Source organism: Streptomyces sp. NPDC057438 (assembly GCF_042802995.1).
Taxonomy (GTDB): domain Bacteria; phylum Actinomycetota; class Actinomycetes; order Streptomycetales; family Streptomycetaceae; genus Streptomyces.
In genome coordinates this window covers 55,274-79,171 of sequence record NZ_JBHVDD010000021.1, presented here as the reverse complement: position 1 = coordinate 79,171, position 23,898 = coordinate 55,274, and the positions used below count along the sequence as shown (strand labels likewise).

Below are 23,898 nucleotides of genomic sequence, written 5' to 3'. Positions count from 1 at the left end.
GGGAACGCGCCCGGCCGGTCGGTTCTGATGTCGTCGTGATGCCGTGGGGCGGCCCGTGCCGCCGCAGCGACCCATGTCCGCGTGTCATCCGGTCGGAACACATGACGCGTTCAACAGAACATGAGTACATCCGAGCCGGGGTCTCGACAGTCCAACAGGAGGCGGGGGCGGCCCCGTCACAGCAGGGTGGGGAGGGGCAGGGAGATGGTACGGAGTGACGTGCGCGGGGACGGGGGGCGACCGCGCGTCGAGGAACCCGGCGACCAGGAAGGGGACCTGGAGCCGGAGGACGGCTCGGCCGGCTCGGACGGCGACTCGTCCGGCTCGGACGGCGACGCGGACGTCAAGGTCCCGGAGCAGAGACGGGGCAACCGCCGCGACGGCGGTGACGGCGGTGGGCGGGGGCGCGCGAAGACGGGCGCGAAGCCCCGGCGCAGACGGATGCTGCGCTGGTCGGCGACGGTCCTGGCGGTCGTGATACTCGGCACCGCGGGTGCCGGCTATCTCTACTACCGGCACCTCAACGGCAACATCAAGAAGGAGAAGCTGAACCTCGGCGACACGAAGATCGCCGAGCCCACCCCGAACGCGGCCGGGCAGACCCCGCTGAACATCCTGCTCATCGGCTCGGACGCGCGGGACACCAAGGAGAACCAGAAGCTCGGCGGCGCCCGGGACACCTTCGACGGCCCCCCGCTGGCCGACGTCCAGATGCTGCTGCACCTGTCCGCCGACCGCAGCAACATGTCGGTCGTCAGCATGCCCCGGGACACCCTGCTCGACATCCCCAAGTGCACCGACCCGGACAGCGGCGAGGTGTACGGGGCTCTCACCCACGCGATGACCAACCAGTCGCTGGAACGCGGTGGCCCCGGCTGCACGGTCGCCACCTGGGAGAAGCTGACCGGCATCCGCGTCGACCACTTCATGATGGTCGACTTCGCCGGTGTGGTGTCGATGGCCGACGCGATCGGCGGTGTGCCGGTGTGCGTGAGCGCCAACATCTACTCGCACACCAGCGAGGGCAAGGGCTCGGGGCTGAAGCTGGAGAAGGGCACCACGTACATCAAGGGCAAGCAGGCCCTGCAGTGGCTGCGCACCCGGTACGGCTTCGAGGACGGCAGCGACATCGCGCGGGCCAAGGCCCAGCACCAGTACATGAACGCGATGGTCCGCGAGCTGCGCGAGAACGCCACGATCACCAACCCCAACAAGCTGCGCAGGCTCGCCGAGAAGGCCACCGAATCCCTCACCGTCGACGACGGTCTCGGTGACGTCGCCAAGCTCTACGACCTCAGCACGGAGCTGCGCAAGGTCGAGCCGGCCCGGATCACGATGACGACGATGCCGTTCACGTACGTCGGCGCGCGCGTCGTGCCGAAGGAGGGCGACGCGGAGAAGCTGTTCCGGCTGGTGCGGGAGGACATCGCGCTGGACGGCAAGGACGAGAAGAGGACCGCCGCCGTGGAGGCGGGCTCCGACGACCCGGCTGCGGCGAAGGACCAGATCGGCGTGCTGGTGCGCAACGGCACCATGACGTCCACTCTCGCCCCGGTCAGCGGCCGCGCGCACACGGTGTCGCAGCTCCTGGTCAAGGACGGCTTCGCCAAGTCCACGTCCGACGCGACCACCGCGGTCGTCGAGGACAAGACGGTCGTGCGCTATCCGAGCGCGGAGCTGGAGGGCGACGCCCAGGCGGTCGCCAAGGCGCTCGGCATCCCGCTGGGCCAGGTGGAGAAGTCCGCCGACGTCACGGGGGTCACGCTGCTCGTCGGCGCCGACTGGCGCGAGGGCGACACCTATAAGGCCGCGAAGACGGACGACAAGACCCCGGAGTCGGCGGACGCGCTGAACGGGGCGAAGACGGACGCCTGCATGGAGGTCAACCCGGGCTTCACCTGGTAGGTGCCGTACACGCTCGGGCTTCGCCCGGAAGGCGCGCACACGCCTCGGGCCCCTCTCGACGGACGGGAGGGGCCCGGGGTGTCGTGCTGCTCCGGGCTCAGCTCTCGGCGAGCACCGCGGGGCGGCGGGAGGCGATGACCTTGCGTGCCAGGGACCTGGGGCTGGTGAGGAAGCCGAAGCCCCAGGACATGTGCATGGTGGCGAGGGCGACGGGGATCTGCAGACGGGCCTTGAGCGGCAGCCCCTTGCCCGCCGGGACCGAGCCCGCGACGATCGCCGCGAGGTAGCCGCCGGGGACGACGAAGCCCAGCGGGGTCAGCAGAGCGCCGACCACGACACCGGCCGCGATCGCGCACACCGCGGTCGGCGGGGCGAGATACCGCAGGTTGATGGAGCCCTCGTGGTAGCGGGCGACGACATGCCGCCAGCGCCCGTAGTCCTTGTACTGCTTGGCGAGCGCCTTCACGCTGGGCCGCGGCCGGTAGGACACGCGCAGCTCGGGCGAGAACCAGATGAGGCCGCCCGCCTCCCGGATGCGGAAGTTCAGCTCCCAGTCCTGGGCGCGGATGAACTCCACGTTGTATCCGTCCTGCCGCTCCAGCGCCTCGCGCCGGAAGACGCCCAGGTAGACCGTCTCCGCCGGGCCGGCCTGCCCGCCCGTGTGGAAGGCCGCGTTACCGACGCCGATCTTCGAGGTCATCGCGGCGGCTACCGCGTGTTCCCAGTCGTTCTCGCCCTCGGCGTGCATGATGCCGCCGACGTTCTGCGCGCCGGTCTCCTCCAGGAGCCGTACGGCGGTGGCGATGTAGTTCGGCGAGAGGATGCCGTGGCCGTCGACACGGACCACGATCGGGTGGCGGGACGCCTTGATCGCGGCGTTGAGCGCGGCCGGCGTACGCCCGGTGGGGTTCGGGACGGTGTGCACGCGCGGGTCCTCGGCCACGAGCTCGGCGGCGATCTCGTCCGTGCGGTCCGTGGACGGACCCAGGGCGATCACGACCTCCGTCTCGCCTGCGTACTCCTGAGCGAGGATCGCTTGGACGGCTCCGCGCAGATGCCGCTCCTCGTTGAGGACGGGCATGATCACGGACACGGCGGGGAGTGGCACGTCGGGCTTGGCGTTCATAGAGGGCTCACGTTACCGCGAACGGGGGACACCGACGCGCGCCGCCCGGTCGCGTGGACGGGGCACCGATCCCGGGGCCCTACGGTGCTCACGGTTCCCTGACTCCCTCACCGGTCTCGCGGAGGTGTCCCCCGTGTCCACACCGCCCCGCCGCCCAGCCCGCCCGCAGCAGCCCCGCCCTCCCGTGCCACCGCGGCGGCGGAGCTGGGCCATGCGGGCCGTGACCACGCTCTCCGTGGTGGTACTGGCCGCCGCGGGCATCGGGCACGCGGTGGTGACCCGCCTGGACGGCGAGATCAAGCGGGTCGACGCCTTCAAGGACATGAAGAACCGGCCCGAGGCGGGGCACGGCATGAACGTCCTGCTGGTCGGCACCGACGGCCGCGACCGGATCAGCGAGGAGGAGCGGCGGAAGTACCGGCTGGGCGGCGCCCCCTGCCACTGCACGGACACGATGATGATCGTGCACATCTCGGAGGACCGGGAGCGCGCGAGCGTCGTGAGCCTGCCGCGCGACTCGTACGCCGAGACGCCCGCGCGGACCGACCGCACCACGGGCAGGACCCACAAGGGCCACCCGATCAAGCTGAACGCGGCCTACGCGGAGGGCGGCCCGCAGCTCACCGTGCGCACGGTCGAGCACATGACCAGGGTGAAGATCGACCACTACGTCGAGGTCGACTTCACCAGTTTCATGCGGACCGTCGACGTCCTCGGCGGTGTCCGGATCTGCACCGCCCAGCCCCTCAAGGACTCCTACACGGGGCTCGACCTCGCCGCCGGCACCCACGAGTTGACCGGCGGCCAGGCCCTGCAGTACGTCCGTTCCCGGCACGCCGACGGCTCCTCCGACCTCGGCCGCATGAAGCGCCAGCAGCGCTTCATGGCGTCGCTGATGTCCCAGGCCACCTCCTCCGGAGTCCTGCTCAACCCGATGAAGTTCCGGGACATCACGCAGGCCGTCCTCGGTTCCGTCCGCGCCGACAAGGAGTTCGGCACCGGCGAGCTGATCGACCTCGGCCGCGCGCTGCGGAACCTCACCCCGGCCTCCTCCGAGTTCACCACCGTGCCCATCGGGCGCATGGGGTACGCCGTGAAGGGCATCGGCTCGACCCTCAAGTGGGACGACGCGAAGGCGGCCCGCCTGTTCCAGGCCCTGCGCGACGACCGCCCGCTCGCCCCCTACAAGGCGCGCGGCGGGCACGCCCTCGTCGAGGTCGCCCCGCAGCAGATCCGCGTCCAGGTGGAGAACGGCACGGCCGTCCCCGGCCTCGGCGGGAAGGTGGACCGCCAGCTGGCCGCCACCGGCTTCCGCACCACGAAGACACCGGTCAACGCCCCGCGGCAGGACGTCCGCCGTACGGTCGTCGTCTACGACCCCCGCTGGGACCGTTCCGCCCACTCCCTCGCGACCGCCCTCCCGGGCTCGGAACTGCGGCCGGTGCGCGCCCAGGGCCCCACCCTCCGAGTGGTCGCCGGCACGGACTTCAAGCAGGTCCGCAAGGTGCGGGCGGAGAACCCCGGGCAGGGCGAGTCGGGCGTGGTGCGGGGCGACCAGGTCTCGTGCTCCTGAGCACCCCGATCATCCGAAGCGCCTGCTCCCCTACAAAACCGTGCAATTTGTGTCGGCTTCGCAACAGCCCTGCCTTTGTTTTTCATCGACCCTTGTAAAGGGCATGGCCGGACCCGGCACACTGGGGCGCATGAACGATTGGCCCGAGGGATGGTCCGGCAACAACCGCGGCGGCGACTTCGCCCAGCCCGACGGTCCGCGTGTGATGCGCCAGGTCCGTCGCGGCCCGTCGGCACCCCCTCAGGGTGGTGTGCCCCAGCAGCCGTCGTACGGCGACCCGTACGGTGACGGCTACGGCAACAACGGCCCCGACCAGTACGGCGGCAACTACCGGAGCGACTACAACACCGGCCAGGTCTACGGCGCCGGCGGCACCGGCGGTCCGGGCGGCCACGGTGGCCGGGGCGACCGTCCCGCGCCGGACTGGCGGCGTCGTATCAAGCTGACGGCGATCACGGTCACCGTGGTGCTGCTCGCGACGACGATCGGCACGTACTTCTGGGCCGACTCCAAGCTGAACCGCGAGGTCGATCTGTCCAAGGTCATCGACCGGCCGGAGGCGGGCGAGGGCACCAACTACCTGATCGTCGGCTCCGACAGCCGCGAGGGCCTGTCCGCCGACCAGAAGAAGGAGCTCCACACCGGCTCCGCCGACGGCAAGCGCACGGACTCGATGATGATCCTGCACACCGGGTCCAACGGCCCGACGCTGATCTCGCTGCCCCGTGACTCGAACGTCGTGATCCCCACGTTCGTCGGCTCCGAGTCCGGTAAGACGTTCAAGGGCACCGGCCGCCAGGTGAAGCTGAACGCGGCCTACGCGGAGGACGGGCCCGAGCTGCTGGTCCGCACCGTCGAGGCCAACACGGGCCTGCACATCGACCATTACGTGGAGATCGGCTTCGCGGGCTTCGCGAACATCGTCGACGCGGTCGGCGGTGTGGAGATCGACATCCCCAAGGGCGGTCTGAAGGACACCAAGTCCGGCGCCAACTTCGAGGCGGGCAAGCAGACGCTGAACGGCGAGCAGTCCCTCGCCTTCGTCCGCACCCGCTACGCCCTGAAGCGCAGCGACCTGGACCGTACGAAGAACCAGCAGAAGTTCCTCGCGGCACTCGCCAGCCAGACGGCGACGCCGAGCACGGTCCTGAACCCCTTCAAGCTGTACCCGACGATGGGCGCGGGCCTGGACACCCTGATCGTCGACAAGGACATGAGCCTGTTCGACCTGGCCGACATGTTCTGGGCGATGAAGGGCGTGACCGGCGGTGACGGCAAGTCCATGAACATGCCGATCTCGGGCAACGCGGGCAACGGCAACCTCCAGTGGAACACCGCGAAGGTGAAGCAGCTGGTGCAGCAGCTGAAGAACGACGAGACGGTGACGGTGTCGGACAGCTGACCCGGACCACCCGCGTGAGCGAGGGGCACCCCGTGGCGGGGTGCCCCTCGGCCGTGTGCCGTGCGGGTCAGGCGGTCGCGCCCGCCATCGTCCGGCACGTCTCGGAGCAGCGGCGACACGCCTCGGCACAGCGCATCATCTGCTGATCGTCCGGCATGGACATACACGCCTCCGCGCACATGTCACAGGCGCGGGCGCACATCGCGCACATCTCGGCGGACAGCGGCGAGCGCCGCATCATCATGTCCGCGCACATGCGGGTCATCTCGGCGCAGTCCATCAGGGCGCGCATGATCTGCATCTGGGCCTGGCCGCCGGCCTGCATGCAGGAGCTCATGGTCTCCTCGCACATGCTGTGGCACGTCATGCAGGCGTTGACGCACTCCTGCATCTCCTTGCTCATCGTGGTCATGGCTCCGGCGTGCTGCGTCATGGCTCCTCCTGGGGGTGGTGGGAGCGGGGTCCGGGGCGGACCCCGTGCACTTCCGTCCTACGCCCGACCGCCCCCGTCCGCCATCGGGCGGACGGAAACGATCCGCCCCTTTCGCCCCGGAAGACAACAGCCCCCGGCGGGGTGCCGGGGGCTGTGCACGGACTGCGCCGAAGGGATTACGGCAGGTTGCGGGCCATGACGATCCGCTGGACCTGGTTCGTGCCCTCGTATATCTGCGTGATCTTGGCGTCGCGCATCATGCGCTCGACCGGGTAGTCGCGGGTGTAGCCGTAGCCGCCGAGGAGCTGGACGGCGTCCGTGGTGACCTCCATGGCGACGTCCGAGGCGAAGCACTTGGCGGCGGCGCCCTGGAAGGTGAGGTCCTTGTCGCCGCGCTCGGACTTGGCGGCCGCCTGGTAGGTCAGGGCGCGGGCGGCCTCGACCTTCATGGCCATGTCGGCGAGCATGAACTGGATGCCCTGGAAGTCGGCGATCGGCTTGCCGAACTGCTTGCGCTCCTGGACGTAGCCCTTGGCGTAGTCCAGGGCGCCCTGGGCGACACCGAGGGCCTGGGCGGCGATGGTGATGCGGGTGTGGTCCAGGGTCTTCATCGCCGTGGCGAAGCCGGTGCCCTCCTCGCCGATCATGCGGTCGGCGGGGATGCGGACGTTGTCGAGGTAGACCTCGCGGGTCGGGGAGCCCTTGATGCCGAGCTTCTTCTCCGGGGCGCCGAAGGAGACGCCCTCGTCGGACTTCTCGACGACGAAGGCGGAGATGCCCTTGGAACGCTTCTCCGGGTCCGTGACGGCCATGACCGTGTAGTACTCGGAGACGCCGGCGTTGGTGATCCAGCGCTTCACGCCGTTGAGGACCCAGAAGTCGCCGTCGCGGACCGCGCGGGTCTTCATGCCGGCCGCGTCGGAGCCGGCGTCGGGCTCGGAGAGGCAGTACGAGAACATCCCGTCGCCCTTGGCGAGCGGGCCCAGGTACTTCTTCTTCAGCTCCTCGGAGCCGGAGAGGATCACGGGCAGGGAACCCAGCTTGTTGACGGCCGGGATCAGGGAGGACGACACGCAGGCGCGGGCCACCTCCTCGATCACGATGACCGTGGCGAGCGCGTCGGCGCCGGCGCCGCCGTACTCCTCGGGCACATGCACGGCGTGCAGGTCATTGGCGACGAGCGCGTCCAGCGCCTCCTGGGGGAAGCGGGCCTCCTCGTCCACGGCGGCCGCGTGGGGCGCGATCTTCGCCTCGGCGAGGGCACGGATCGCGTCACGGAGCATGTCGTGCTCCTCGGACGGGCGGTACAGGTCGAAATCAGCCGATCCGGCCAAGGTCTCTCACGCTCCTGACGCTAACTACCGTTAAGTAACTCAAATTTTAAAGGTCGGCCCTCAGGACCGGTACGTGAGTTTGACGACAGGTCGCGGCCCCTCGTCGAGGGGGAATCTGCCCGGTGAAGGGCCCGGACACGCCCCGACTATGCTCACGTCCACGCACGCACGCGGCTGTGTGTGCGTACACGCCCCGGCAGGACATCCCAGGAGCACTCCATGGCCCTCAAGATCACCGTGATCGGCACCGGCTATCTCGGCGCGACCCACGCCGCGGCCATGGCCGAGCTGGGATTCGAGGTGCTCGGGCTCGATGTCGTCGAGGAGAAGATCGACACGCTGCGGCGGGGCGAGGTCCCGATGTACGAGCCCGGTCTCGCGGAGCTGCTGCGCAGGCATGTGGCCGGGACCGAGGGTTCCAGCGGGCGGCTGCGCTTCACGACCGACTACGCCGAGGTCGCGGCCTTCGGCGACGTCCACTTCGTCTGCGTGAACACCCCGCAGCGGCACGGCGAGTACGCCTGTGACATGTCCTACGTCGACGCGGCCTTCGCCTCGCTCGCCCCGCATCTGACGGGTCCGGCCCTGGTCGTCGGCAAGTCGACGGTGCCGGTGGGGTCCGCCGACCGGCTGGCCGCCTACCTCGCGGAGCACGCGCCCGCCGGGGCCGAGGCCGAGCTGGCCTGGAACCCGGAGTTCCTGCGGGAGGGCTTCGCCGTGAACGACACGCTGCACCCGGACCGGATCGTGGTGGGTGTGCGGAGCGAGAGGGCCGAGAAGCTGCTGCGGGAGGTGTATGCGACGCCGGTGACCGAGGGGTCCCCGTTCGTCGTCACCGACTTCCCGACCGCCGAGCTGGTGAAGACCTCCGCGAACTCCTTCCTCGCCACCAAGATCTCCTTCATCAACGCCATGGCGGAGGTGTGCGAGGCCGCCGGGGGCGATGTCGCCAAGCTGGCGGAGGCCATCGGGCACGACGACCGGATCGGCAAGAAGTTCCTGCGGGCCGGCATCGGGTTCGGCGGGGGCTGTCTGCCCAAGGACATCCGGGCGTTCATGGCCCGCGCCGGCGAGCTGGGCGCCGACCAGGCACTCACGTTCCTGCGGGAGATCGACTCCATCAACATGCGCCAGCGCGGTCAGATGGTGGAGCTGGCCCGGCAGGCGCTGGGCGGCGGGTCCTTCCTGGGCAAGCGGGTCGCCGTGCTCGGCGCGACCTTCAAGCCCGACTCCGACGACGTACGCGACTCCCCCGCCCTCAACGTGGCCGGGCAGATCCACCTCCAGGGCGGCCAGGTCACCGTCTACGACCCCAAGGGCATGGACAACGCGCGGCGGCTGTTCCCGACGCTCGGATACGCCGACTCCGCGCTCGCGGCCGTACGCAACGCCGACATCGTGCTGCATCTGACGGAGTGGCGTGAGTTCCGCGAGCTGGACCCGGCGGCGCTGGGCGAGGTGGCGGCGGCCCGGCTCGTGCTGGACGGCCGCAACGCGCTCGACCCGGAGCTGTGGCGGCGGGCGGGGTGGATGTACCGGGCGATGGGCCGGCCGACGGCGTAGGGCCGTACCCACGGCCGAGCCACGGAGTCCCCGGAGGACAGGACGGGGCGACGCCGCTCCGGCCGAGGCTCAGTCGGCCGGAACGGCGTCTCCCCGCATTCTCCACGGTTCCGGGCGCCGGTGGGGGCGAAGCGCTTACTTCGCGCGGTAGCGGCGCATCTTCGCGCGGGCGCCGCACACCTGCATCGAGCACCAGCGGCCCCGGCCGGCCGGGCTGCGGTCGTAGTACGCCCAGTGGCAGTCGGGGGCCTCGCATGCCTTGAGCCGCTGCCAGGTGCCCGCTGTGAGGGCCTGGGCGACGGCCGCGGCCACGCGGGAGACGAGGGACGCCGGCTCGGTGGCGGGACGCAGGATCGCGGAGCCGTCCTCGGCGGAGACCGCGACGATCAGGGGCGCGGCGGCCAGGAGCGCGCCGAGCGGGGTCACCGGGCCGTGCGGCGCGTGACCGGCGTGGGCCAGCAGCGTCGCCCGCAGGGACTCCCGCAGCTCGCGTACGGCGGTGAGGTCCTCGTCGGGCGCCAGGCCGAGGCGGGCGCGGCTCTCCGGGGTGTCCAGCCTGTCGGCGCCCGTCTCCAGGTCCAGCGTGTTCACCAGGCTCTCGACGAGGGCCAGGCCGCCGGGGGCGGACGCTCTCGCACTCATACCCGGGACGTTACCTCTTATCCGCGTGCATGAGGTAACCGTTACTGGTTACCCTCCTCTACAGGTAACCGCAGTGCACGCGCAGCAACGAACAGGGAGAAGGCCATGGCCATCGCCAAGCTGGACGTCGTCGTTCTGGACTGTCCCGACCCGGCCGCGCTCGCCGGGTTCTACGCCGAGGTGATCGGCGGGAAGGTCAGCGGGGAGGGGGACTGGGTGGACCTGGAGGTGCCGGGCGGGGGTGTGCGGCTGGCGTTCCAGGAGGCGCCCGGGTTCGTGGCGCCGCAGTGGCCCTCGGCCGAGCGCTCGCAGCAGTTCCACCTCGACCTGAACGTGGCGGACATGGACGCGGCGGAGAAGGAGGTGCTGGCGCTGGGAGCGACGGTGCTGGACGCGGAGGACCGTGAGCGGGGGTTCCGGGTGTACGCGGATCCCGCGGGGCATCCGTTCTGTCTGTGCCGGAGCTGACTCCGGAGCTGACTCCGGAGCCGATGAGCCTTCCCGCGCCCCTGAGTCGGCGGGCAGGGGCGCGGGTCGGCGGCTATCCGTCCAGCTCCGCGATCCTCGCCGTCGAGGCCTCGCGGCGGTCCCGGGCCGCCCGTGCCGTGAAGTCGGCGGTGCGCAGGACCCGCTGGACGTTGCCCCAGGTCAGGAGCGCGAGGTCGGCCTCGGACCAGCCCCGGTGCATGAGCTCGGCGACCAGACGGGGGTAGCACGAGGCGTCGGTGAGGTCCTCGGGGTGGGCGGCGCCGGAGTCGTAGGTGCCGGAGAGGCCCACGCACTCGGGTCCGGCGATCGCGCGCACGTGGTCGAGGTGGTCGGCGACATCGCGGACGGACGGGCCGGTCTGCTCGGCGGTGAGCGGCACCATGCACAGCCCCCGTGCCTGGCCCAGCGCGGCGAGGAGCTCGTCGGAGAGGTTGGCGGGGTGGGCCCGGAGGGCGCCGGCCGCCGAGCGGGTGCACACGACCGGGGCGCGGGAGAGCGCGAGCACCCGGCGCACGGTCGCCTCTCCGGCGCCGGAGAGGTCGGCGAGGACGCCGATGCGGTTCATCTCCCGGACCACCTCCTCGCCGAACCGGCTCAGCCCCGACTCGCCCGCCCAGGACGCGCCGGCCAGGGTGAGGGCCTTCAGCCCGAGCGCCTGCAGGGAGCGCAGGATGCCCAGGGAGTCGCCGATCGCCGACGCTCCGGCGGGGCCGAGCAGCACGGCGACGCGGCCGCGGTTGCGGGCGTCGGTGGTCTCCCCCGCGCTGTTCACCAGCCGCAGCCCCTCGGGGTGGGCGTCGACGACCGTCCGGACCAGGTCCAGCTGCTCCAGGGTGGCGTCGACGGGCCGCTCGCCCGTCGGGCCCTCCGGGAGGTGCAGCGACCAGAACAGGGCGCCGATGTGGCCCTTGCGCATCCGCGGCACGTCGGTGTCCACGCCGCCCTCGCCCAGCTCCAGGTCGTACCGGGGCAGCTGGCGCAGCACCCACGGCAGTCCGCTGTAGCCGTCGGCCACGGGGTGGGCGACGAGGAAGGCGTGCGCCTCGGCCAGCTCGTCGGAGGGCCCGGAGGACTCCGGGGACGGCTCGGTGGCGCGGGCGGCGTCCTCGGCCCGGTCGCCGTCGGGCTCGGTGCGCCCGCCGCCGGGGTGGTCGCCCGCCGTCCCCCCGTCGCCGGGGGTTATGGGCTCCGCGCCCGGCGGCCGGTGGCCGCGTTTCCCGGGCCCTGCGTGGGTGGTGTCGGGGGGCGGGTCGAGTTCGCCGGCCTCCCCCGCGGCGTGCAGTTCGTCCTGCAGATCTGCCATGGCGGACCTCCGTAGCCGTTGGGTGATCGCAGTACTCGTCACCGTGGCACGGAGGCCGCCCTCGTTCCTGGTGGGTGGCGCGTTCGGGTTGACCGGCGGCGGCGGGGCCGCCGTACGCCAGCCGGGTGAGGCCCGGCGGCGCCCGGGGTCACCCGTGCGGCCGCGGCCGTGTCACCCGTCCAGCTGTTCCCGCGTCGCGTTCGACGGGCCCGTCCGGGCCTGGAGGTCCCGGGCCACGTCCTCCGCCGCGCCCAGCACCCGGACCGCGTTGCGCCAGGTCAGCTTGGCCAGGTCGGTCCGGGACCAGCCTCGGTCGAGCAGCTCGGCGATCAGGTGCGGGTAGCAGGAGACGTCGCCGAGGCCGTCCGGGGTGAAGGCCGTGCCGTCGTAGTCGCCGCCGATGCCGAGGTGGTCGATGCCGGCGACCTCGCGCATGTGGTCGAGATGGTCCGCGACCGTGGACACCGTGGCGACCGGGCGGGGGTTGCGCTCCTCGAAGGCGCGGTGGACCGCCATGGCCTCGGGGGTGGTGTCGAGGTGGTGCAGACCGTGGGCGCGCATGTTCTCGTCGGCGTCGGCCGTCCAGTCCACGGCGGCCTGGAGCACGAACTTCGGCACGAACGTCACCATCGCCACTCCCCCGTTGGCCGGGAGCCGCTCCAGGACGTCGTCCGGAATGTTGCGGGGGTGGTCGCAGACCGCCCGCGAGGAGGAGTGGGAGAAGATCACCGGGGCGGCGGAGGTGTCGAGCGCGTCGCGCATCGTCGTCGCGGCGACGTGCGAGAGGTCGACGAGCATGCCCTCGCGGTTCATCTCCCGCACGACCGCCCGGCCGAAGGCCGACAGTCCGCCGACCGCCGCCTCGTCCGTCGCGGAGTCCGCCCAGGGGATGTTGTCGTTGTGGGTGAGCGTCATGTAGCGGACGCCGAGCGCGTACAGCGCCCGCAGGGTGGCGAGGCTGCTGTCGATGGAGTGGCCGCCCTCGGCGCCCATCAGCGAGGCGACCCGGCCCTCGGCTCGGGCCGCCTCCATGTCGGCGGCGGTCAGCGCGGCCCGCAGCTCGGCGGGGTAACGGTCGATCAACTGCCGTACGCAGTCGATCTGTTCAAGGGTGGCGGACACCGCCACGGGCAGGAACGTCTCGTTCGAGGGCACGTACACCGACCAGAACTGCGCCCCGACCCCGCCCGCGCGCAGCCGTGCCAGGTCGGTGTGCAGGAACGCGCTCTGGTCGAGGGCGATGTCCCGCGCGCCGAGGTCGTAACGGACCTGTTCGCGCAGGGCCCAGGGCAGGTCGTTGTGCCCGTCCGCGACCGGGAACTCCCGCAGCAGCTCCCGGGCCGCCTCCAGCGATGTCATGGCCATCTCCCCCGTGTCCCCCGTGATCCTCGTCATGTCCGCCGCGCCTACTTCCCGAAGCCGAAGCCGCTGCCCGCTCCCTCGGCCTTGGCGCGCAGGCGCTTGCCCTTCTCGGTCGCCTGGTCGTTCAGCTCCTGCTGGAACTCGCGCATCCGGCCGAGGAGTTCCTCGTCGTGCGTGGCGAGGATGCGCGCGGCCAGCAGACCGGCGTTGCGGGCCCCGGCGACGGAGACCGTGGCGACGGGCACCCCGGCCGGCATCTGCACGATCGACAGCAGCGAGTCCATGCCGTCGAGGTACTTCAGCGGCACGGGCACGCCGATGACCGGCAGCGGGGTCACGGACGCGAGCATGCCGGGCAGATGGGCGGCGCCGCCCGCGCCCGCGATGATCACCTTGATGCCCCGGCCCGCGGCGTCCTCGCCGTAGGTGATCATCTCGCGCGGCATCCGGTGCGCGGAGACGACGTCCACCTCGTACGCGATCTCGAACTCGGCGAGGGCCTGCGCGGCGGCCTCCATGACGGGCCAGTCGGAGTCCGACCCCATGACGATGCCTACGACGGGGCTCATTCGGTGATCGTGCCTCTCAGGTATCCGGCGGCGTGACGGGCGCGGTCCAGCACGTCGTCGAGGTCGTCGCCGTAGGTGTTGACGTGACCGACCTTACGGCCGGGCTTCACGTCCTTGCCGTACATGTGGATCTTGAGCTTGGGGTCGCGGGCCATGCAGTGCAGGTACGCGGAGTACATGTCGGGGTAGTCGCCGCCGAGGACGTTGACCATGACGGTCCACCGCGCGCGCGGGCGCGGGTCGCCCAGCGGCAGGTCGAGGACGGCCCGTACGTGGTTGGCGAACTGCGAGGTGATCGCGCCGTCCTGGCTCCAGTGGCCGGAGTTGTGGGGGCGCATGGCCAGCTCGTTGACGAGGATGCGTCCGTCGCGGGTCTGGAACAGCTCGACGGCGAGGTGGCCGACCACGTCCAGTTCCTTGGCGATGCGCAGGGCCATCTCCTCGGCCCTCAGGGCGAGTGCCTCGTCCAGGTCGGGGGCGGGCGCGATGACGGTGTCACAGACGCCGTTCACCTGCCGCGACTCCACGACCGGGTACGCGACGGCCTGGCCGTGCGGCGACCGTACGACGTTGGCCGCCAGCTCCCGTACGAAGTCGACCTTCTCCTCCGCGAGGACCGGGACCCCGGCGCGGAACGGCTCGGCGGCGTCCTCGGCGGAGCGGACGACCCAGACGCCCTTGCCGTCGTAGCCGCCGCGGACCGTCTTGAGGATGACCGGAAATCCCTCACCCTCGGCGGCGAACGCGGCCACGTCGTCGGGGTCCGCGACGATGCGGTGCCGTGGACAGGGCACGCCGATCTCCATGAGCCTCGCCCGCATCACCCCCTTGTCCTGGGCGTGCTGGAGCGCGTCCGGGCCGGGGCGCACGGGGATGCCGTCCGCCTCCAGAGCCCGTAGGTGCTCGGTGGGTACGTGTTCGTGATCGAAGGTGATCACGTCGCAGCCCTGCGCGAACGCACGCAGCGTGTCGAGGTCGCGGTAGTCGCCGATGACGACATCGCCGACGACCTGCGCCGCGGAATCCTGAGGGGTGTCACTGAGGAGCTTGAACCTGATGCCGAGCGGGATGCCCGCCTCGTGTGTCATACGAGCGAGCTGCCCCCCGCCGACCATGCCGACTACCGGGAACGTCACGCCCCCAGGGTATCGGCCATGGAATCGGCCACTCCCGGGTGCCCGTTCTCCCCGCCCGTTTCCCCGCCGGACCGCCCCGGAACAGCCCCGGGACCTCCCTCGTGTCCCGGCTGTGAGGTTCCGCACAGGCATTGCCCAGGGGTGCTGGTTAGCATGGCTGGACCAGTGGATTTTCAACCGAAGATCAACTCATTTCGGACGGGACGACGACCGGCCGACCACCGGCACGACACCGACCGGACCGAGCGACGGGGGCCGCACACGATGGGACATACCAGCTCAGGGCCTGATACGCGGCCCCACGGCGCCCTGCGCCGCCGGATCGACCTGCTCGTACGCGAGGTCGTCAAGTTCGGCGCGGTGGGCGGTGTGGGGCTGCTGGTCAACCTCGCGGTGTTCAACCTCGTACGGCACACCACGGACCTGCAGGTCGTGCGGGCCAGCGTCATAGCGACGGTCGTCGCGATCGCGTGCAACTACGTCGGCTTCCGCTACTTCACGTACCGGGACCGCGACAAGAGCGGCCGTACGAAGGAGATGTCGCTGTTCCTGCTGTTCAGCGCGGTCGGACTGGTGATCGAGAACGGGGTGCTCTACACGGCCACGTACGGCTTCGACTGGGACAGCCCGCTGCAGTCCAACGTCTTCAAGTTCCTCGGCATCGGCGTGGCGACCCTGTTCCGGTTCTGGTCGTACCGCACCTGGGTGTTCCGGGCGCTCCCGGCGCGCGAGGCGGTGGCGAGCGCGGAGTCGTTCCTCGAAGCGGAGGCCGCCCACCCGCCGGCGGTCACGGGCAAGCGCCGCTGAGGGGTGACGCGGCGCGGGGAGGAGCCCCGGAGGATCACGCGGTCACGGACGGGAGCCCCGGAAACGCCCACGGTCACGGACGGGAGCCCCGGGAGGACCCCCACGGTCACGGACAGGCGCCGCCGAGGGTCACCGGACGGGCCGGTCGTCGCCGGACGGCGTCCTCACCGGCGTCCGCGACAGGAACAGCCCGAACACCGGCGGCTGCGCCTGCAGCATCTCCAGGCGCCCTCCGTCGGCCTCCGCGAGGTCGCGCGCCACGGCCAGCCCGATGCCCGTCGAGTTGCGCCCGCTGATCGCGCGCTCGAAGATCCGCGCCCCGAGGTCGGCGGGCACCCCGGGCCCCTCGTCCGTGACCTCGATCACCGCCTGGTTCCCGATGACACGGGTGCGCAGGGCCACCGTGCCGCCGCCGTGCATGAGCGAGTTCTCGATCAGCGCGGCCAGCACCTGGGCGACCGCACCCGGCGTGCCCACGGCCTGCAGGTGCCGCTTGCCCGAGCTGACGACGGCCCGTCCGGCACTGCGGTAGGCCGGCCGCCACTCCTCCAACTGCTGCTTGATGACCTCGTCCAGCTCGAAGGTGACGGCGGAGCCGTTGCGGGGGTCGCGGGAGTTGGTGAGCAGCCGCTCCACGACGTCCGTGAGGCGCTCGACCTGGGTGAGCGCGATGTGCGCCTCCTCCTTCACCGTGGCGAGGTCGTCGGTGAGGGTGATCTCCTCCAGCCGCATGGAGAGCGCGGTCAGCGGCGTGCGCAGCTGGTGGGACGCGTCCGCCGCGAGGCGCCGCTCGGCGGTCAGCATGCGGCCGATGCGCTCGGCGGAGGAGTCCAGGACGTCCGCGACCCGGTCCAGCTCCGGGACGCCGTACCGCTTGTGCCGGGGGCGCGGGTCGCCCGAGCCGAGCCGTTCGGCGGTCTCGGCGAGGTCGGTGAGCGGCGAGGCGAGACGGTTGGCCTGCCGTACGGCGAGGAGGACCGCGGCGATGACGGCGAGCAGGGCGACCGCCGCGATGATCAGCAGCGTACGGCCGACCTCGCGGCTGACCGCCGAGCGGGACTCCTCGACCGTGACGACCTCGTCCTTCTCGCCCTTGGCCTGGTGGCTGATGACGTCGCCGACGGGCTTCTCGCCGATCTCGATCGTGGACTGGCCGGGGATCTCGATGCGGGCGTAGCGCTGGTCGCCGACCTGGTCCCGGAGGACCTCGGCTGTGATGCGCTCGTCGCCGATGATGCGGCTGTCCACGATGCTCGTCAGCTGGACCGCCTCGGACTCCACCCGCTCCTGCGCGCTGTTGCTGATCGTGCGGGTCTCGACGATGACGAGGGAGACGCCGAAGACGGCGATGACGACGAGGACGACGGCGAGGGTGGACTGGATGAGACGGCGGCGCACGGTTGCCCTCCGGGCGGGGCGGGTTTTCCTGGACCTCTGATTGTGCGGCACCCTGCGCTCGCCGCGGAGCGGGGGCCGGTGCCGGGGCGAAGCCCCGCACGGGGCGCGGGGAACCGCGCGACCAGCCACGACGGGCCCGCAGCCGACACGCGCCCCGCACCCGCGAGGCGCCCGGGTCAGCCCCCAGCCGCCCTCAGTTCTTCTCGAACCGGAACCCGACGCCCCGCACGGTCGCGATGTACCGGGGATTCGCCGCGTCGTCGCCCAGCTTCTTGCGCAGCCAGGAGATGTGCATGTCGAGGGTCTTGGTCGACGACCACCATGTGGTGTCCCAGACCTCCCGCATCAGCTGGTCACGCGTGACGACCCGGCCCGCGTCGCGGACGAGCACGCGCAGCAGGTCGAACTCCTTGGCCGTGAGCTGCAGCTCCTCGTCGCCCATCCACGCCCGGTGCGACTCGACGTCGATCCGCACCCCGTGGGTGGCGGGCGGCTGCGCCGGCTCCGCGGCACCGCGCCGGAGCAGCGCCCGGACACGGGCCAGCAGCTCGGCCAGCCGGAAGGGCTTGGTGACGTAGTCGTCGGCGCCCGCGTCGAGGCCGACGACGGTGTCCACCTCGTCGGCGCGCGCGGTCAGGATGAGGATCGGCACGGTGTGCCCCTCGGCGCGCAGCCTGCGGGCCACCTCCAGGCCGTCCATGCCGGGCAGCCCCAGGTCGAGGACGACCAGGTCGATGCCGCCTTGCATGCCGGCGTCCAGCGCGGTGGGGCCGTCCTCGCGGACCTCCACCTCGTACCCTTCCCGGCGCAGTGCGCGAGCCAACGGCTCCGAGATGGACGCGTCGTCCTCGGCGAGCAGTACACGGGTCATGAGGTGATGGTAGTCCGACGAGAACCGCAGGTGGAGGGTGATCGGCAAGCGGGATTCACACCTTGTCCGAGGGTTCTCTCACCTTTCCGGCGCATGATCCACTGCGGCGGGCGATTCGTCCCGCCGCCGGTGAAGATCCACACCACCCTGTGACGTCATGTGAAGGAGGCACCCGGAATCTGTGCGGATCGCGCGACGATCCCGTGGACATGGCGCTCCGGCACCACCCAACGCCCGGCCCTCACCTGCGCCTGCATACCCAGAACCCAGCTGGGACCTTCGAATACATGCCCACGGTTGCGTTCTTACCTGTGATCCCCCTCTCAAGCCCTTCCTTTTCGCGCGGCCTTCTGACGTATGGTGACGGAACGCCTGTAGCGACACGAGAGGACCTTCGGCGGCATATCCGCACGGAAGGTCTCTTTCCTGTGCGTAATGACCTGCGCGTCATGACATGCGTGCACTGACACGCGTGCACTGACGCGCAGGTCATGACTGTGCGTAATGACCTGCACGTTATGACCGGTGGCCGGGCCCCGGACACGCGGGACGCATCGACGCGTCAACGCGCGTAGAGGGGCGTGATCCCGGTGGTCGCCGTCCGCCGTCCCGTGACCGGGGCGGACCCCCGTGTGGTGGGGCGGACGTTCCGGCCGTCCGGTACCGGCCGCCCCACCACCGGGCGCGCGCCCCCAAACGTGCGCCGTCCCGATCTGCAAGGAACGACCATGGCGTCCAGCCTGACGAAGGACCCGGCCGGCCGGGGAACCCCCGGCACCGAGGCCACCTTCTTCGGCCACCCCCGCGGACTGGCCACTCTCTTCATGACCGAGATGTGGGAGCGGTTCTCCTACTACGGCATGAAGGCCCTCCTCACCGTTTACCTGCTCTCCGGCGGCCCCGACGCCGGCAAGGGGAGCATGGGCGGCGGCCTGGCCATGGACCTGGCCACCACCACCACGATCGTCGCCGTCTACTCGGCGATGGTGTACCTGCTCGCGATGCCCGGCGGCTGGCTCGGCGACCGTGTCTGGGGACCCCGCAGGACGGTGGCGATCGCCGCCGTCACGATCATGTCCGGGCACCTGGTGCTCGCCCTGCCCGGCGGTCAGGCACCGTTCTTCGCGGGCCTGGCGCTGGTCGCGGCCGGTTCCGGTCTGCTGAAGGCCAACATCTCCACGATGGTCGGCCACCTCTACGACGGCCCCGGTGACCCGCGGCGCGACGGCGGCTTCACGATCTTCTACATGGGCATCAACGCGGGCGCCTTCTTCGCCCCGCTGGCCATCGGCACCGTCGGCCAGGAAGTCAACTGGCACCTCGGCTTCGGCCTGGCCGCGGTCGGCATGGCCATCGGTCTCGCCGTCTTCCTCGCCGGCAGCCGGACCCTGAGCCCGACCAGCGACATCGTCCCCAAGCCGCTGGCGGGCGAGGAGCGTGCCGCCTGGCTGCGCAAGGGACTGCTCTGGCTGGCCGTCGCGGCCCTCTTCTACGGCGCCGTGGGCCTCAGCGGCCACTTCACCCTGAACTGGGCGATGATCCCGCTGACCGTCATCGGCCTGGTCGTCCCGGCGGGTGTGCTGCTGCGCATCAAGCGGGACAAGGAACTGACCACCGCCGAGCAGTCGAAGATGACCGGCTACATCTGGTTCTTCGTCGCCGCCGCCGTGTTCTGGATGATCTACGACCAGGGCGCGTCCACGGTCCAGGCCTTCGGCTCGAACGACCAGAAGGTGGCCGGCTCGCTGCTCGGTTTCGCGTTCCCGACCTCCTGGTACCAGTCGCTGAACCCGCTGTTCATCATGGCCCTGGCCCCGGTGTTCGCCTGGCTCTGGCTGTGGCTCAACCGCCAGGGCAGGGAGCCGAGCACGGCCGTGAAGTTCGCGATGGCCCTGGTGCTCATCGGCGTCTCGTTCTTCTTCTTCCTGATCCCGCTGGGCATGGCGGCCGACGGCACCCTGGCCGGCCCGATGTGGCTGGTGGGCATCTACTTCATCCAGACCGTCGGTGAGCTGTGCCTCTCGCCGGTCGGCCTGTCGGTGACGACGAAGATGGCCCCGGCCAAGTACGCCGGCCAGATGATGGGCGTGTGGTTCCTCGCCGTCACCGCGGGCGACTCGATCACCGGTCTGCTCTCCAACCCGGCCGTCGGCGGCTTCGACCTCAGCGGCACCGGCATGGTCGCCGTCGAGGCCACCCTCGCGGTCCTCGCCGGCTTCGCGATCTACATGTACCGCAAGAAGGTCAGGGCCCTCACGGGCGACGTCAACTGACCCCGCCTCCGGCTGAACACGGGCAGGGCCGTCGTACCTCCGGGTGCGGCGGCCCTTTCCCGTACCGCGCTCCCGGCTGCCCGGCCCTGCGTCCGTACGCCCGTCCGTCTCACGTGGGCGGGTCGGGGACGGTGGTGTCGCGGCTGGTGTCGGGGACGGTGGTCTCGCGGCTGGTGTCGGGGACGGTGGTCTCGCGGCTGGTGTCGGGCGTGAACCACGGCAGGCTCGGGGCCGGCACTGGGACCGGGACCGGGGTCGTGCGTGCGGAGGACGGTGTACGGGGGTGTGCGTGGGCCGCGTTCGAGGGGCTCGGCCGGGGCACCCACGCCGGCAGGCGCCGCCCGCGTCCCCACCTCCGGGGAGCCGCGCGCGCGGGGCGCACCCGGTCCACCACCGCCATGCCCGTCCGGAACAGCACCGCCGGTACGACGAGGCAGAGCATCAGCCAGAAGAGGGTGACGCCCCAGGGGCGGCCCACGGCCCAGGGCCGCTCGGCGAGGACCTTCCCGCCGTACGTGAGGGAGACGGTGTAGTCGCCGTGGGCTCCGGCCGGGAGGTCCACGGGGAGGGTGATCCGTGTCCTGCCGTCCGGCCGGATCGTTCCGCGCCACCGCTGTTCCTCCCAGCGCGGGGCGAACACGCCGTGGGAGGTGCCCACCTGGAAGACGGGGTCCTTGACCGGCGAGGTGCCGACGTTGCCGACGGTGAGGACGAGTTCACGGGTGGGGGGCGCCCCGAACCAGGTCAACAGCCCGTCGGAGCCCGTCAGTCGAGCATCCGTCAGCAGCGAGAGCTGTCCGCCGGTGGCCTCCCTGGGCAACGGTTCGACCGAGTGCCCGGCCACCTGGAAGGCCGCGTCGGCCGCCGCCTTCGGGCCCGTGATGGTGGAGACGTGCACGACGCACGGACACGGCACCGGGGGCTCGGACACCGGCAACTCCCGGCGGAAGGCGCCCTTGTCGTCGGCGGTGACGGCCCGTCCGTCGGCGTTCGCACAGGAGTCGGTGCCGCCGGACACCCCCCGCGAGGGCGTGGACCGACCGCAGATCAGCACCATCAGGATCGCCTTGGGCCGCCAGCCGCCGCCGGTCACGGTGACCGAACCGCCGGTCCCGGCCTGCGACGTGGACAGCCTCACGGTCGGCTTCTCCGCGGCGTACGCGCCCGCGCCGCCGCCGAAGGGCGCCGCAGGGAGCGCCAGGAGGGCCAGGACGAGGACGAGCACCGCCGTGAGCGCCGAGGTGCGCGGGGTGGGGGGCCGTGCCGGGTGTGCCGCCGGGACCGGCCGCCTTCTGATCACGTTCCGGCTCCCGTCAGCGACGTACCGCCTGGTTCCTGCGTGTCACCCACAGGGCGCCCGCCGCGCCCGCGAGCAGTACCGTCCCGCCGAGCGTGCCGAGCGCGACCGCCGAGTCCAGGGGTCCGGTCTGCGGAAGCTCGCCGCCCGAGCCGCCCGAGCCGCCGGAGCCGCCCGTTGCGGAGCCGCCGCCCGTACCGCCCGAGGCGCCACCCCCGCCGGCGGCGGTGACGTCGAGGGTCAGCGAGGGGCCGGGGTCGTTCCCCGGGGTGCAGGTGGTCACCGTGCCGAGGGCCTTGATGGTGAGGACACCCGCGGTGAAGTCGACCTTGCCCGTCTTCTTCGGGGTGTACGTACCGCTCAGGTCATTGATCTTGATCGGCGTGTTGGCCGGGATCGCCTCCTGGTTCGCCGGCCCGGTCACCGTGAGCGTCCCGCTGTCGGCCCCGCCCAGCTCGATCGTGGCGCTCGGCGTCATCGCGCCCTTGCCCAGCTCGACCGGGCTGGACGACACGCCCTTCTGCCACGACATCGTGATCTTGTAGCCGTCGCCGCTCTCGACGCCCTTGATGTCGATCGGCGACACCGCGGACTTGTCCCCGATCGGCGTCTTGCAGTTGTACTCGACGTCCACGACCTCGGCATGGGCCACCGGGGCGGCCATCAGCACCGCTGAGCCGGCCAGGGCCGCGAGGGACGCGAGCGCGGCGGTTCGTTTCTGGTACGTCCGGTACGACACCTCGGCACCCCACATTTCTGACGGAACATCAGATCGGCGGCTCAAGGTACGCCGGGGCCCGTGGAGAAGGAAGACACACGCAGGTGTCGGATGAGTGTCGATACCCCGGCGCGGCCGTCCACCGGCCGCTGCACCGGCCGCCGTGACGACGGTCTGGCCCGGGAGGCCTCAGGGTCTGACCTCCGCCCGGCCGTCCCCGCCAACCCGCCGGAGGCACACGGCGGTCAGGCCGGCGCCCCCAGCTCCGCCCACACCGTCTTCCCGGACGCGCCGGGGTCCCGTACTACCCCCCAGTCCAGACACAGCCGCTGCACGATGAACATGCCGTGGCCACCCGGGCGGCCCGCCCGGTGCGGTGTCCGGGGTGCGGGATCCCCCGTCCCGCGGTCGGACACCTCGATCCGCAGCACCTTGTTGTCGCACCCGATCCGCAGCTCGGCCGGGCCCTCCGCGTGGAGGCACGCGTTGGTGACGAGCTCGGACACCACCAGCAGGACGTCCTCCGCCGCCGCCCGCTGGTCCGCGGTCGCGGCCGGCAGCCACCCCCACTCGTACAGCGCCTGGCGGGTGAAGTCGCGGGCGAGCGGCACCACCCCGCTCTCGCCTTCGAAGCTGAGCCGACGGGACCGACGCCCCGTGGCGGGGACCGCGGGCGGGTCTCCCCCGGGCGCCCCGGAAGCGCCGCCGGCACCCGGTTCCGGGCCGCGGTCGCCCGGCGAGAAGGGCCGGGTGGTGCTCATCAGCGCTTCACCTCACCGATTCACCAGTACACGATTCAGGACTCATCAAGGATGCGGGACACAGGCCAGCGGCACGTGCCGTCTTCTGCTGTCATCGTTGCGCCATCCGTACTCCCCGTCGCACTTCGCCGAACTACCGAGTCACCGCCGAGCCGCCGTCGAACCGCCGCCGAGTCGCCGCCGCACCGCCGTCGAGCCGTTGCCGGGTCCCTGCCGGACCCGCGCCGTACGCCCCACCGCCCGTCCACGCCCCGCCGCCGGGCCCCTCCCGGGCAGCCGGCCCGTTCGCCGGCACGTTCAGGATGTCTCCTGCCCGAGCGAACCGTCAGAACACCCATGTTTTCGGCACAGCCCTGTGACGCGAACAACCTGCCGGTCGGGACGGGGCGCCGGGAGCCCGTCCTGCGGGCCCGATGGCCGCGACGGCCGGACCGACGGCGCCCTCGGCGAGGGACTCGGCCGACGGACGCGGGCCTAGTCCCCCAGGGCCGCGTCGAGGGTGTCGTGGACGGTGAACACGGCGTCCGCCCCGGTGATCTCGAAGACCCGCGCCACCGCCGGGAGCATGCCCGCCAGATGGACCCCGCCGCCCGCGGACTCCGCCTTGAGCCGCACGCCCAGCAGGACGTTCAGCCCGGTGGAGTCGCAGAACTCCAGCAACGAGCAGTCCACCACCAGACGCGTGAATCCCTTTTCCAGGCAGCTCTCGAGTGGCTCGCGCAACAGATCGGCGGTGTGGTGATCCAGCTCACCCGCCGGTGTCACGACGGCACTGGAGCCCTCTTCCCGCACCTCGACCCGTAGCCGGCCCGACTGTGCGCTGCCGACCGTCCCACGGTCCATGCCGTCTCTCTCCCGACCGTCGTGACTGCTGACTCGCCCTCGAACACTACGCCTTCTCCACACTCTCCGACACCCGAACAATCCCCCGAAAAG

The 23,898-nt window shown here is 71.4% G+C and carries 21 protein-coding genes; 7 read left to right on the top strand and 14 right to left on the bottom strand.

Annotation, left to right across the window (positions count from 1 at the left end):
* The first annotated feature begins 204 nt into the window (after positions 1-204).
* Positions 205-1,905: an LCP family protein gene (locus tag ACFU5F_RS14885; protein ID WP_383886861.1), complete on the top strand. Its 1,701-nt coding sequence runs from the start codon at positions 205-207 to the stop codon at positions 1,903-1,905.
* Positions 1,906-2,002: 97 nt separating this feature from the next.
* Here the strand turns inward: ACFU5F_RS14885 and ACFU5F_RS14880 are convergent, their stop codons facing one another.
* Entirely contained in the window at positions 2,003-3,031 is a 1,029-nt protein-coding gene (locus tag ACFU5F_RS14880; protein WP_383886859.1) for a glycosyltransferase family 2 protein, read from the bottom strand.
* Between the two features lie 211 nt (positions 3,032-3,242).
* On the opposite strand from ACFU5F_RS14880, the gene ACFU5F_RS14875 reads away from it, so the two are divergent.
* Positions 3,243-4,604, top strand: a complete 1,362-nt coding sequence (locus ACFU5F_RS14875; protein WP_383886857.1) for an LCP family protein — start codon at positions 3,243-3,245, stop codon at positions 4,602-4,604.
* Positions 4,605-4,734: 130 nt separating this feature from the next.
* Positions 4,735-6,006: an LCP family protein gene (locus tag ACFU5F_RS14870; RefSeq protein WP_383886856.1), complete on the top strand. Its 1,272-nt coding sequence runs from the start codon at positions 4,735-4,737 to the stop codon at positions 6,004-6,006.
* A gap of 67 nt (positions 6,007-6,073) precedes the next feature.
* Here the strand turns inward: ACFU5F_RS14870 and ACFU5F_RS14865 are convergent, their stop codons facing one another.
* Positions 6,074-6,439 carry a four-helix bundle copper-binding protein gene (locus ACFU5F_RS14865; RefSeq protein ID WP_383886854.1) on the bottom strand — a complete coding sequence of 122 codons (366 nt, stop codon included), beginning with the start codon at positions 6,437-6,439 and terminating at the stop codon, positions 6,074-6,076.
* Between the two features lie 176 nt (positions 6,440-6,615).
* Positions 6,616-7,773 carry an acyl-CoA dehydrogenase gene (locus ACFU5F_RS14860; protein WP_383886852.1) on the bottom strand — a complete coding sequence of 386 codons (1,158 nt, stop codon included), beginning with the start codon at positions 7,771-7,773 and terminating at the stop codon, positions 6,616-6,618.
* Between the two features lie 219 nt (positions 7,774-7,992).
* Between ACFU5F_RS14860 and ACFU5F_RS14855 the strand changes: the two genes are divergently transcribed.
* Entirely contained in the window at positions 7,993-9,336 is a 1,344-nt protein-coding gene (locus ACFU5F_RS14855; RefSeq protein WP_383886850.1) for a UDP-glucose dehydrogenase family protein, read from the top strand.
* A 135-nt stretch (positions 9,337-9,471) separates the two neighbouring features.
* On the opposite strand, the gene ACFU5F_RS14850 is transcribed toward ACFU5F_RS14855, so the two are convergent.
* The gene (locus tag ACFU5F_RS14850) at positions 9,472-9,978 is read right to left on the bottom strand and encodes a CGNR zinc finger domain-containing protein (RefSeq protein ID WP_383886849.1); all 507 of its coding nucleotides are present in this window, start codon (positions 9,976-9,978) and stop codon (positions 9,472-9,474) included.
* A gap of 105 nt (positions 9,979-10,083) precedes the next feature.
* Between ACFU5F_RS14850 and ACFU5F_RS14845 the strand changes: the two genes are divergently transcribed.
* Positions 10,084-10,446, top strand: coding sequence for a VOC family protein (locus tag ACFU5F_RS14845; protein ID WP_383886847.1), 363 nt, complete (start codon positions 10,084-10,086; stop codon positions 10,444-10,446).
* Between the two features lie 73 nt (positions 10,447-10,519).
* On the opposite strand, the gene ACFU5F_RS14840 is transcribed toward ACFU5F_RS14845, so the two are convergent.
* The 4 genes from ACFU5F_RS14840 to ACFU5F_RS14825 form a co-directional block, all read right to left on the bottom strand.
* Positions 10,520-11,770, bottom strand: a complete 1,251-nt coding sequence (locus ACFU5F_RS14840) for a dipeptidase (RefSeq protein ID WP_383886846.1) — start codon at positions 11,768-11,770, stop codon at positions 10,520-10,522.
* 171 nt (positions 11,771-11,941) lie between these two features.
* The gene (locus ACFU5F_RS14835) at positions 11,942-13,129 is read right to left on the bottom strand and encodes a dipeptidase (protein WP_383886908.1); all 1,188 of its coding nucleotides are present in this window, start codon (positions 13,127-13,129) and stop codon (positions 11,942-11,944) included.
* A 47-nt stretch (positions 13,130-13,176) separates the two neighbouring features.
* Positions 13,177-13,701: a 5-(carboxyamino)imidazole ribonucleotide mutase gene (purE, locus tag ACFU5F_RS14830; protein ID WP_383886844.1), complete on the bottom strand. Its 525-nt coding sequence runs from the start codon at positions 13,699-13,701 to the stop codon at positions 13,177-13,179.
* A complete protein-coding gene (locus tag ACFU5F_RS14825; RefSeq protein WP_383886842.1) occupies positions 13,698-14,837 on the bottom strand; it encodes a 5-(carboxyamino)imidazole ribonucleotide synthase in 1,140 nt (379 codons plus the stop codon). Before ACFU5F_RS14825 ends, purE begins: the two co-directional genes overlap by 4 nt.
* 264 nt (positions 14,838-15,101) lie before the next feature.
* Here ACFU5F_RS14825 and ACFU5F_RS14820 point away from each other — a divergent pair, with 264 nt between their 5' ends.
* The gene (locus ACFU5F_RS14820) at positions 15,102-15,644 is read left to right on the top strand and encodes a GtrA family protein (protein ID WP_383886840.1); all 543 of its coding nucleotides are present in this window, start codon (positions 15,102-15,104) and stop codon (positions 15,642-15,644) included.
* A gap of 129 nt (positions 15,645-15,773) precedes the next feature.
* Here ACFU5F_RS14820 and ACFU5F_RS14815 read toward each other — a convergent pair whose 3' ends face one another.
* Positions 15,774-17,042, bottom strand: a complete 1,269-nt coding sequence (locus ACFU5F_RS14815) for an ATP-binding protein (protein WP_383886838.1) — start codon at positions 17,040-17,042, stop codon at positions 15,774-15,776.
* A gap of 193 nt (positions 17,043-17,235) precedes the next feature.
* The gene (locus tag ACFU5F_RS14810; protein WP_037726315.1) at positions 17,236-17,913 is read right to left on the bottom strand and encodes a response regulator transcription factor; all 678 of its coding nucleotides are present in this window, start codon (positions 17,911-17,913) and stop codon (positions 17,236-17,238) included.
* A 728-nt stretch (positions 17,914-18,641) separates the two neighbouring features.
* Between ACFU5F_RS14810 and ACFU5F_RS14805 the strand changes: the two genes are divergently transcribed.
* A complete protein-coding gene (locus ACFU5F_RS14805) occupies positions 18,642-20,186 on the top strand; it encodes a peptide MFS transporter (protein WP_383886836.1) in 1,545 nt (514 codons plus the stop codon).
* 109 nt (positions 20,187-20,295) lie between these two features.
* Here ACFU5F_RS14805 and ACFU5F_RS14800 read toward each other — a convergent pair whose 3' ends face one another.
* The 4 genes from ACFU5F_RS14800 to ACFU5F_RS14785 form a co-directional block, all read right to left on the bottom strand.
* Positions 20,296-21,486 (bottom strand): hypothetical protein, encoded by a 1,191-nt coding sequence (locus tag ACFU5F_RS14800; RefSeq protein ID WP_383886834.1) that lies wholly within the window; start codon positions 21,484-21,486, stop codon positions 20,296-20,298.
* Positions 21,487-21,499: 13 nt separating this feature from the next.
* Positions 21,500-22,237, bottom strand: a complete 738-nt coding sequence (locus ACFU5F_RS14795; protein ID WP_383886832.1) for a peptidase — start codon at positions 22,235-22,237, stop codon at positions 21,500-21,502.
* A gap of 209 nt (positions 22,238-22,446) precedes the next feature.
* Positions 22,447-22,962: an ATP-binding protein gene (locus tag ACFU5F_RS14790; RefSeq protein WP_383886830.1), complete on the bottom strand. Its 516-nt coding sequence runs from the start codon at positions 22,960-22,962 to the stop codon at positions 22,447-22,449.
* Between the two features lie 474 nt (positions 22,963-23,436).
* Positions 23,437-23,805 carry an STAS domain-containing protein gene (locus ACFU5F_RS14785; RefSeq protein WP_013003084.1) on the bottom strand — a complete coding sequence of 123 codons (369 nt, stop codon included), beginning with the start codon at positions 23,803-23,805 and terminating at the stop codon, positions 23,437-23,439.
* Positions 23,806-23,898 lie beyond the last annotated feature (93 nt).

Excerpts from the sequence above, each read along its gene's own strand:
- ACFU5F_RS14885 (WP_383886861.1), top strand. The coding sequence starts at position 205 with ATGGTACGGAGTGACGTGCGCGGGGACGGGGGGCGACCGCGCGTCGAG.
- ACFU5F_RS14880 (WP_383886859.1), bottom strand. The coding sequence starts at position 3,031 with ATGAACGCCAAGCCCGACGTGCCACTCCCCGCCGTGTCCGTGATCATG.
- ACFU5F_RS14875 (WP_383886857.1), top strand. The coding sequence starts at position 3,243 with ATGCGGGCCGTGACCACGCTCTCCGTGGTGGTACTGGCCGCCGCGGGC.
- ACFU5F_RS14870 (WP_383886856.1), top strand. The coding sequence starts at position 4,735 with ATGAACGATTGGCCCGAGGGATGGTCCGGCAACAACCGCGGCGGCGAC.
- ACFU5F_RS14865 (WP_383886854.1), bottom strand. The coding sequence starts at position 6,439 with ATGACGCAGCACGCCGGAGCCATGACCACGATGAGCAAGGAGATGCAG.
- ACFU5F_RS14855 (WP_383886850.1), top strand. The coding sequence starts at position 7,993 with ATGGCCCTCAAGATCACCGTGATCGGCACCGGCTATCTCGGCGCGACC.
- ACFU5F_RS14850 (WP_383886849.1), bottom strand. The coding sequence starts at position 9,978 with ATGAGTGCGAGAGCGTCCGCCCCCGGCGGCCTGGCCCTCGTCGAGAGC.
- ACFU5F_RS14845 (WP_383886847.1), top strand. The coding sequence starts at position 10,084 with ATGGCCATCGCCAAGCTGGACGTCGTCGTTCTGGACTGTCCCGACCCG.
- ACFU5F_RS14840 (WP_383886846.1), bottom strand. The coding sequence starts at position 11,770 with ATGGCAGATCTGCAGGACGAACTGCACGCCGCGGGGGAGGCCGGCGAA.
- ACFU5F_RS14835 (WP_383886908.1), bottom strand. The coding sequence starts at position 13,129 with ATGACATCGCTGGAGGCGGCCCGGGAGCTGCTGCGGGAGTTCCCGGTC.
- purE (WP_383886844.1), bottom strand. The coding sequence starts at position 13,701 with ATGAGCCCCGTCGTAGGCATCGTCATGGGGTCGGACTCCGACTGGCCC.
- ACFU5F_RS14820 (WP_383886840.1), top strand. The coding sequence starts at position 15,102 with ATGGGACATACCAGCTCAGGGCCTGATACGCGGCCCCACGGCGCCCTG.
- ACFU5F_RS14810 (WP_037726315.1), bottom strand. The coding sequence starts at position 17,913 with ATGACCCGTGTACTGCTCGCCGAGGACGACGCGTCCATCTCGGAGCCG.
- ACFU5F_RS14805 (WP_383886836.1), top strand. The coding sequence starts at position 18,642 with ATGGCGTCCAGCCTGACGAAGGACCCGGCCGGCCGGGGAACCCCCGGC.
- ACFU5F_RS14795 (WP_383886832.1), bottom strand. The coding sequence starts at position 22,237 with ATGTGGGGTGCCGAGGTGTCGTACCGGACGTACCAGAAACGAACCGCC.
- ACFU5F_RS14790 (WP_383886830.1), bottom strand. The coding sequence starts at position 22,962 with ATGAGCACCACCCGGCCCTTCTCGCCGGGCGACCGCGGCCCGGAACCG.
- ACFU5F_RS14785 (WP_013003084.1), bottom strand. The coding sequence starts at position 23,805 with ATGGACCGTGGGACGGTCGGCAGCGCACAGTCGGGCCGGCTACGGGTC.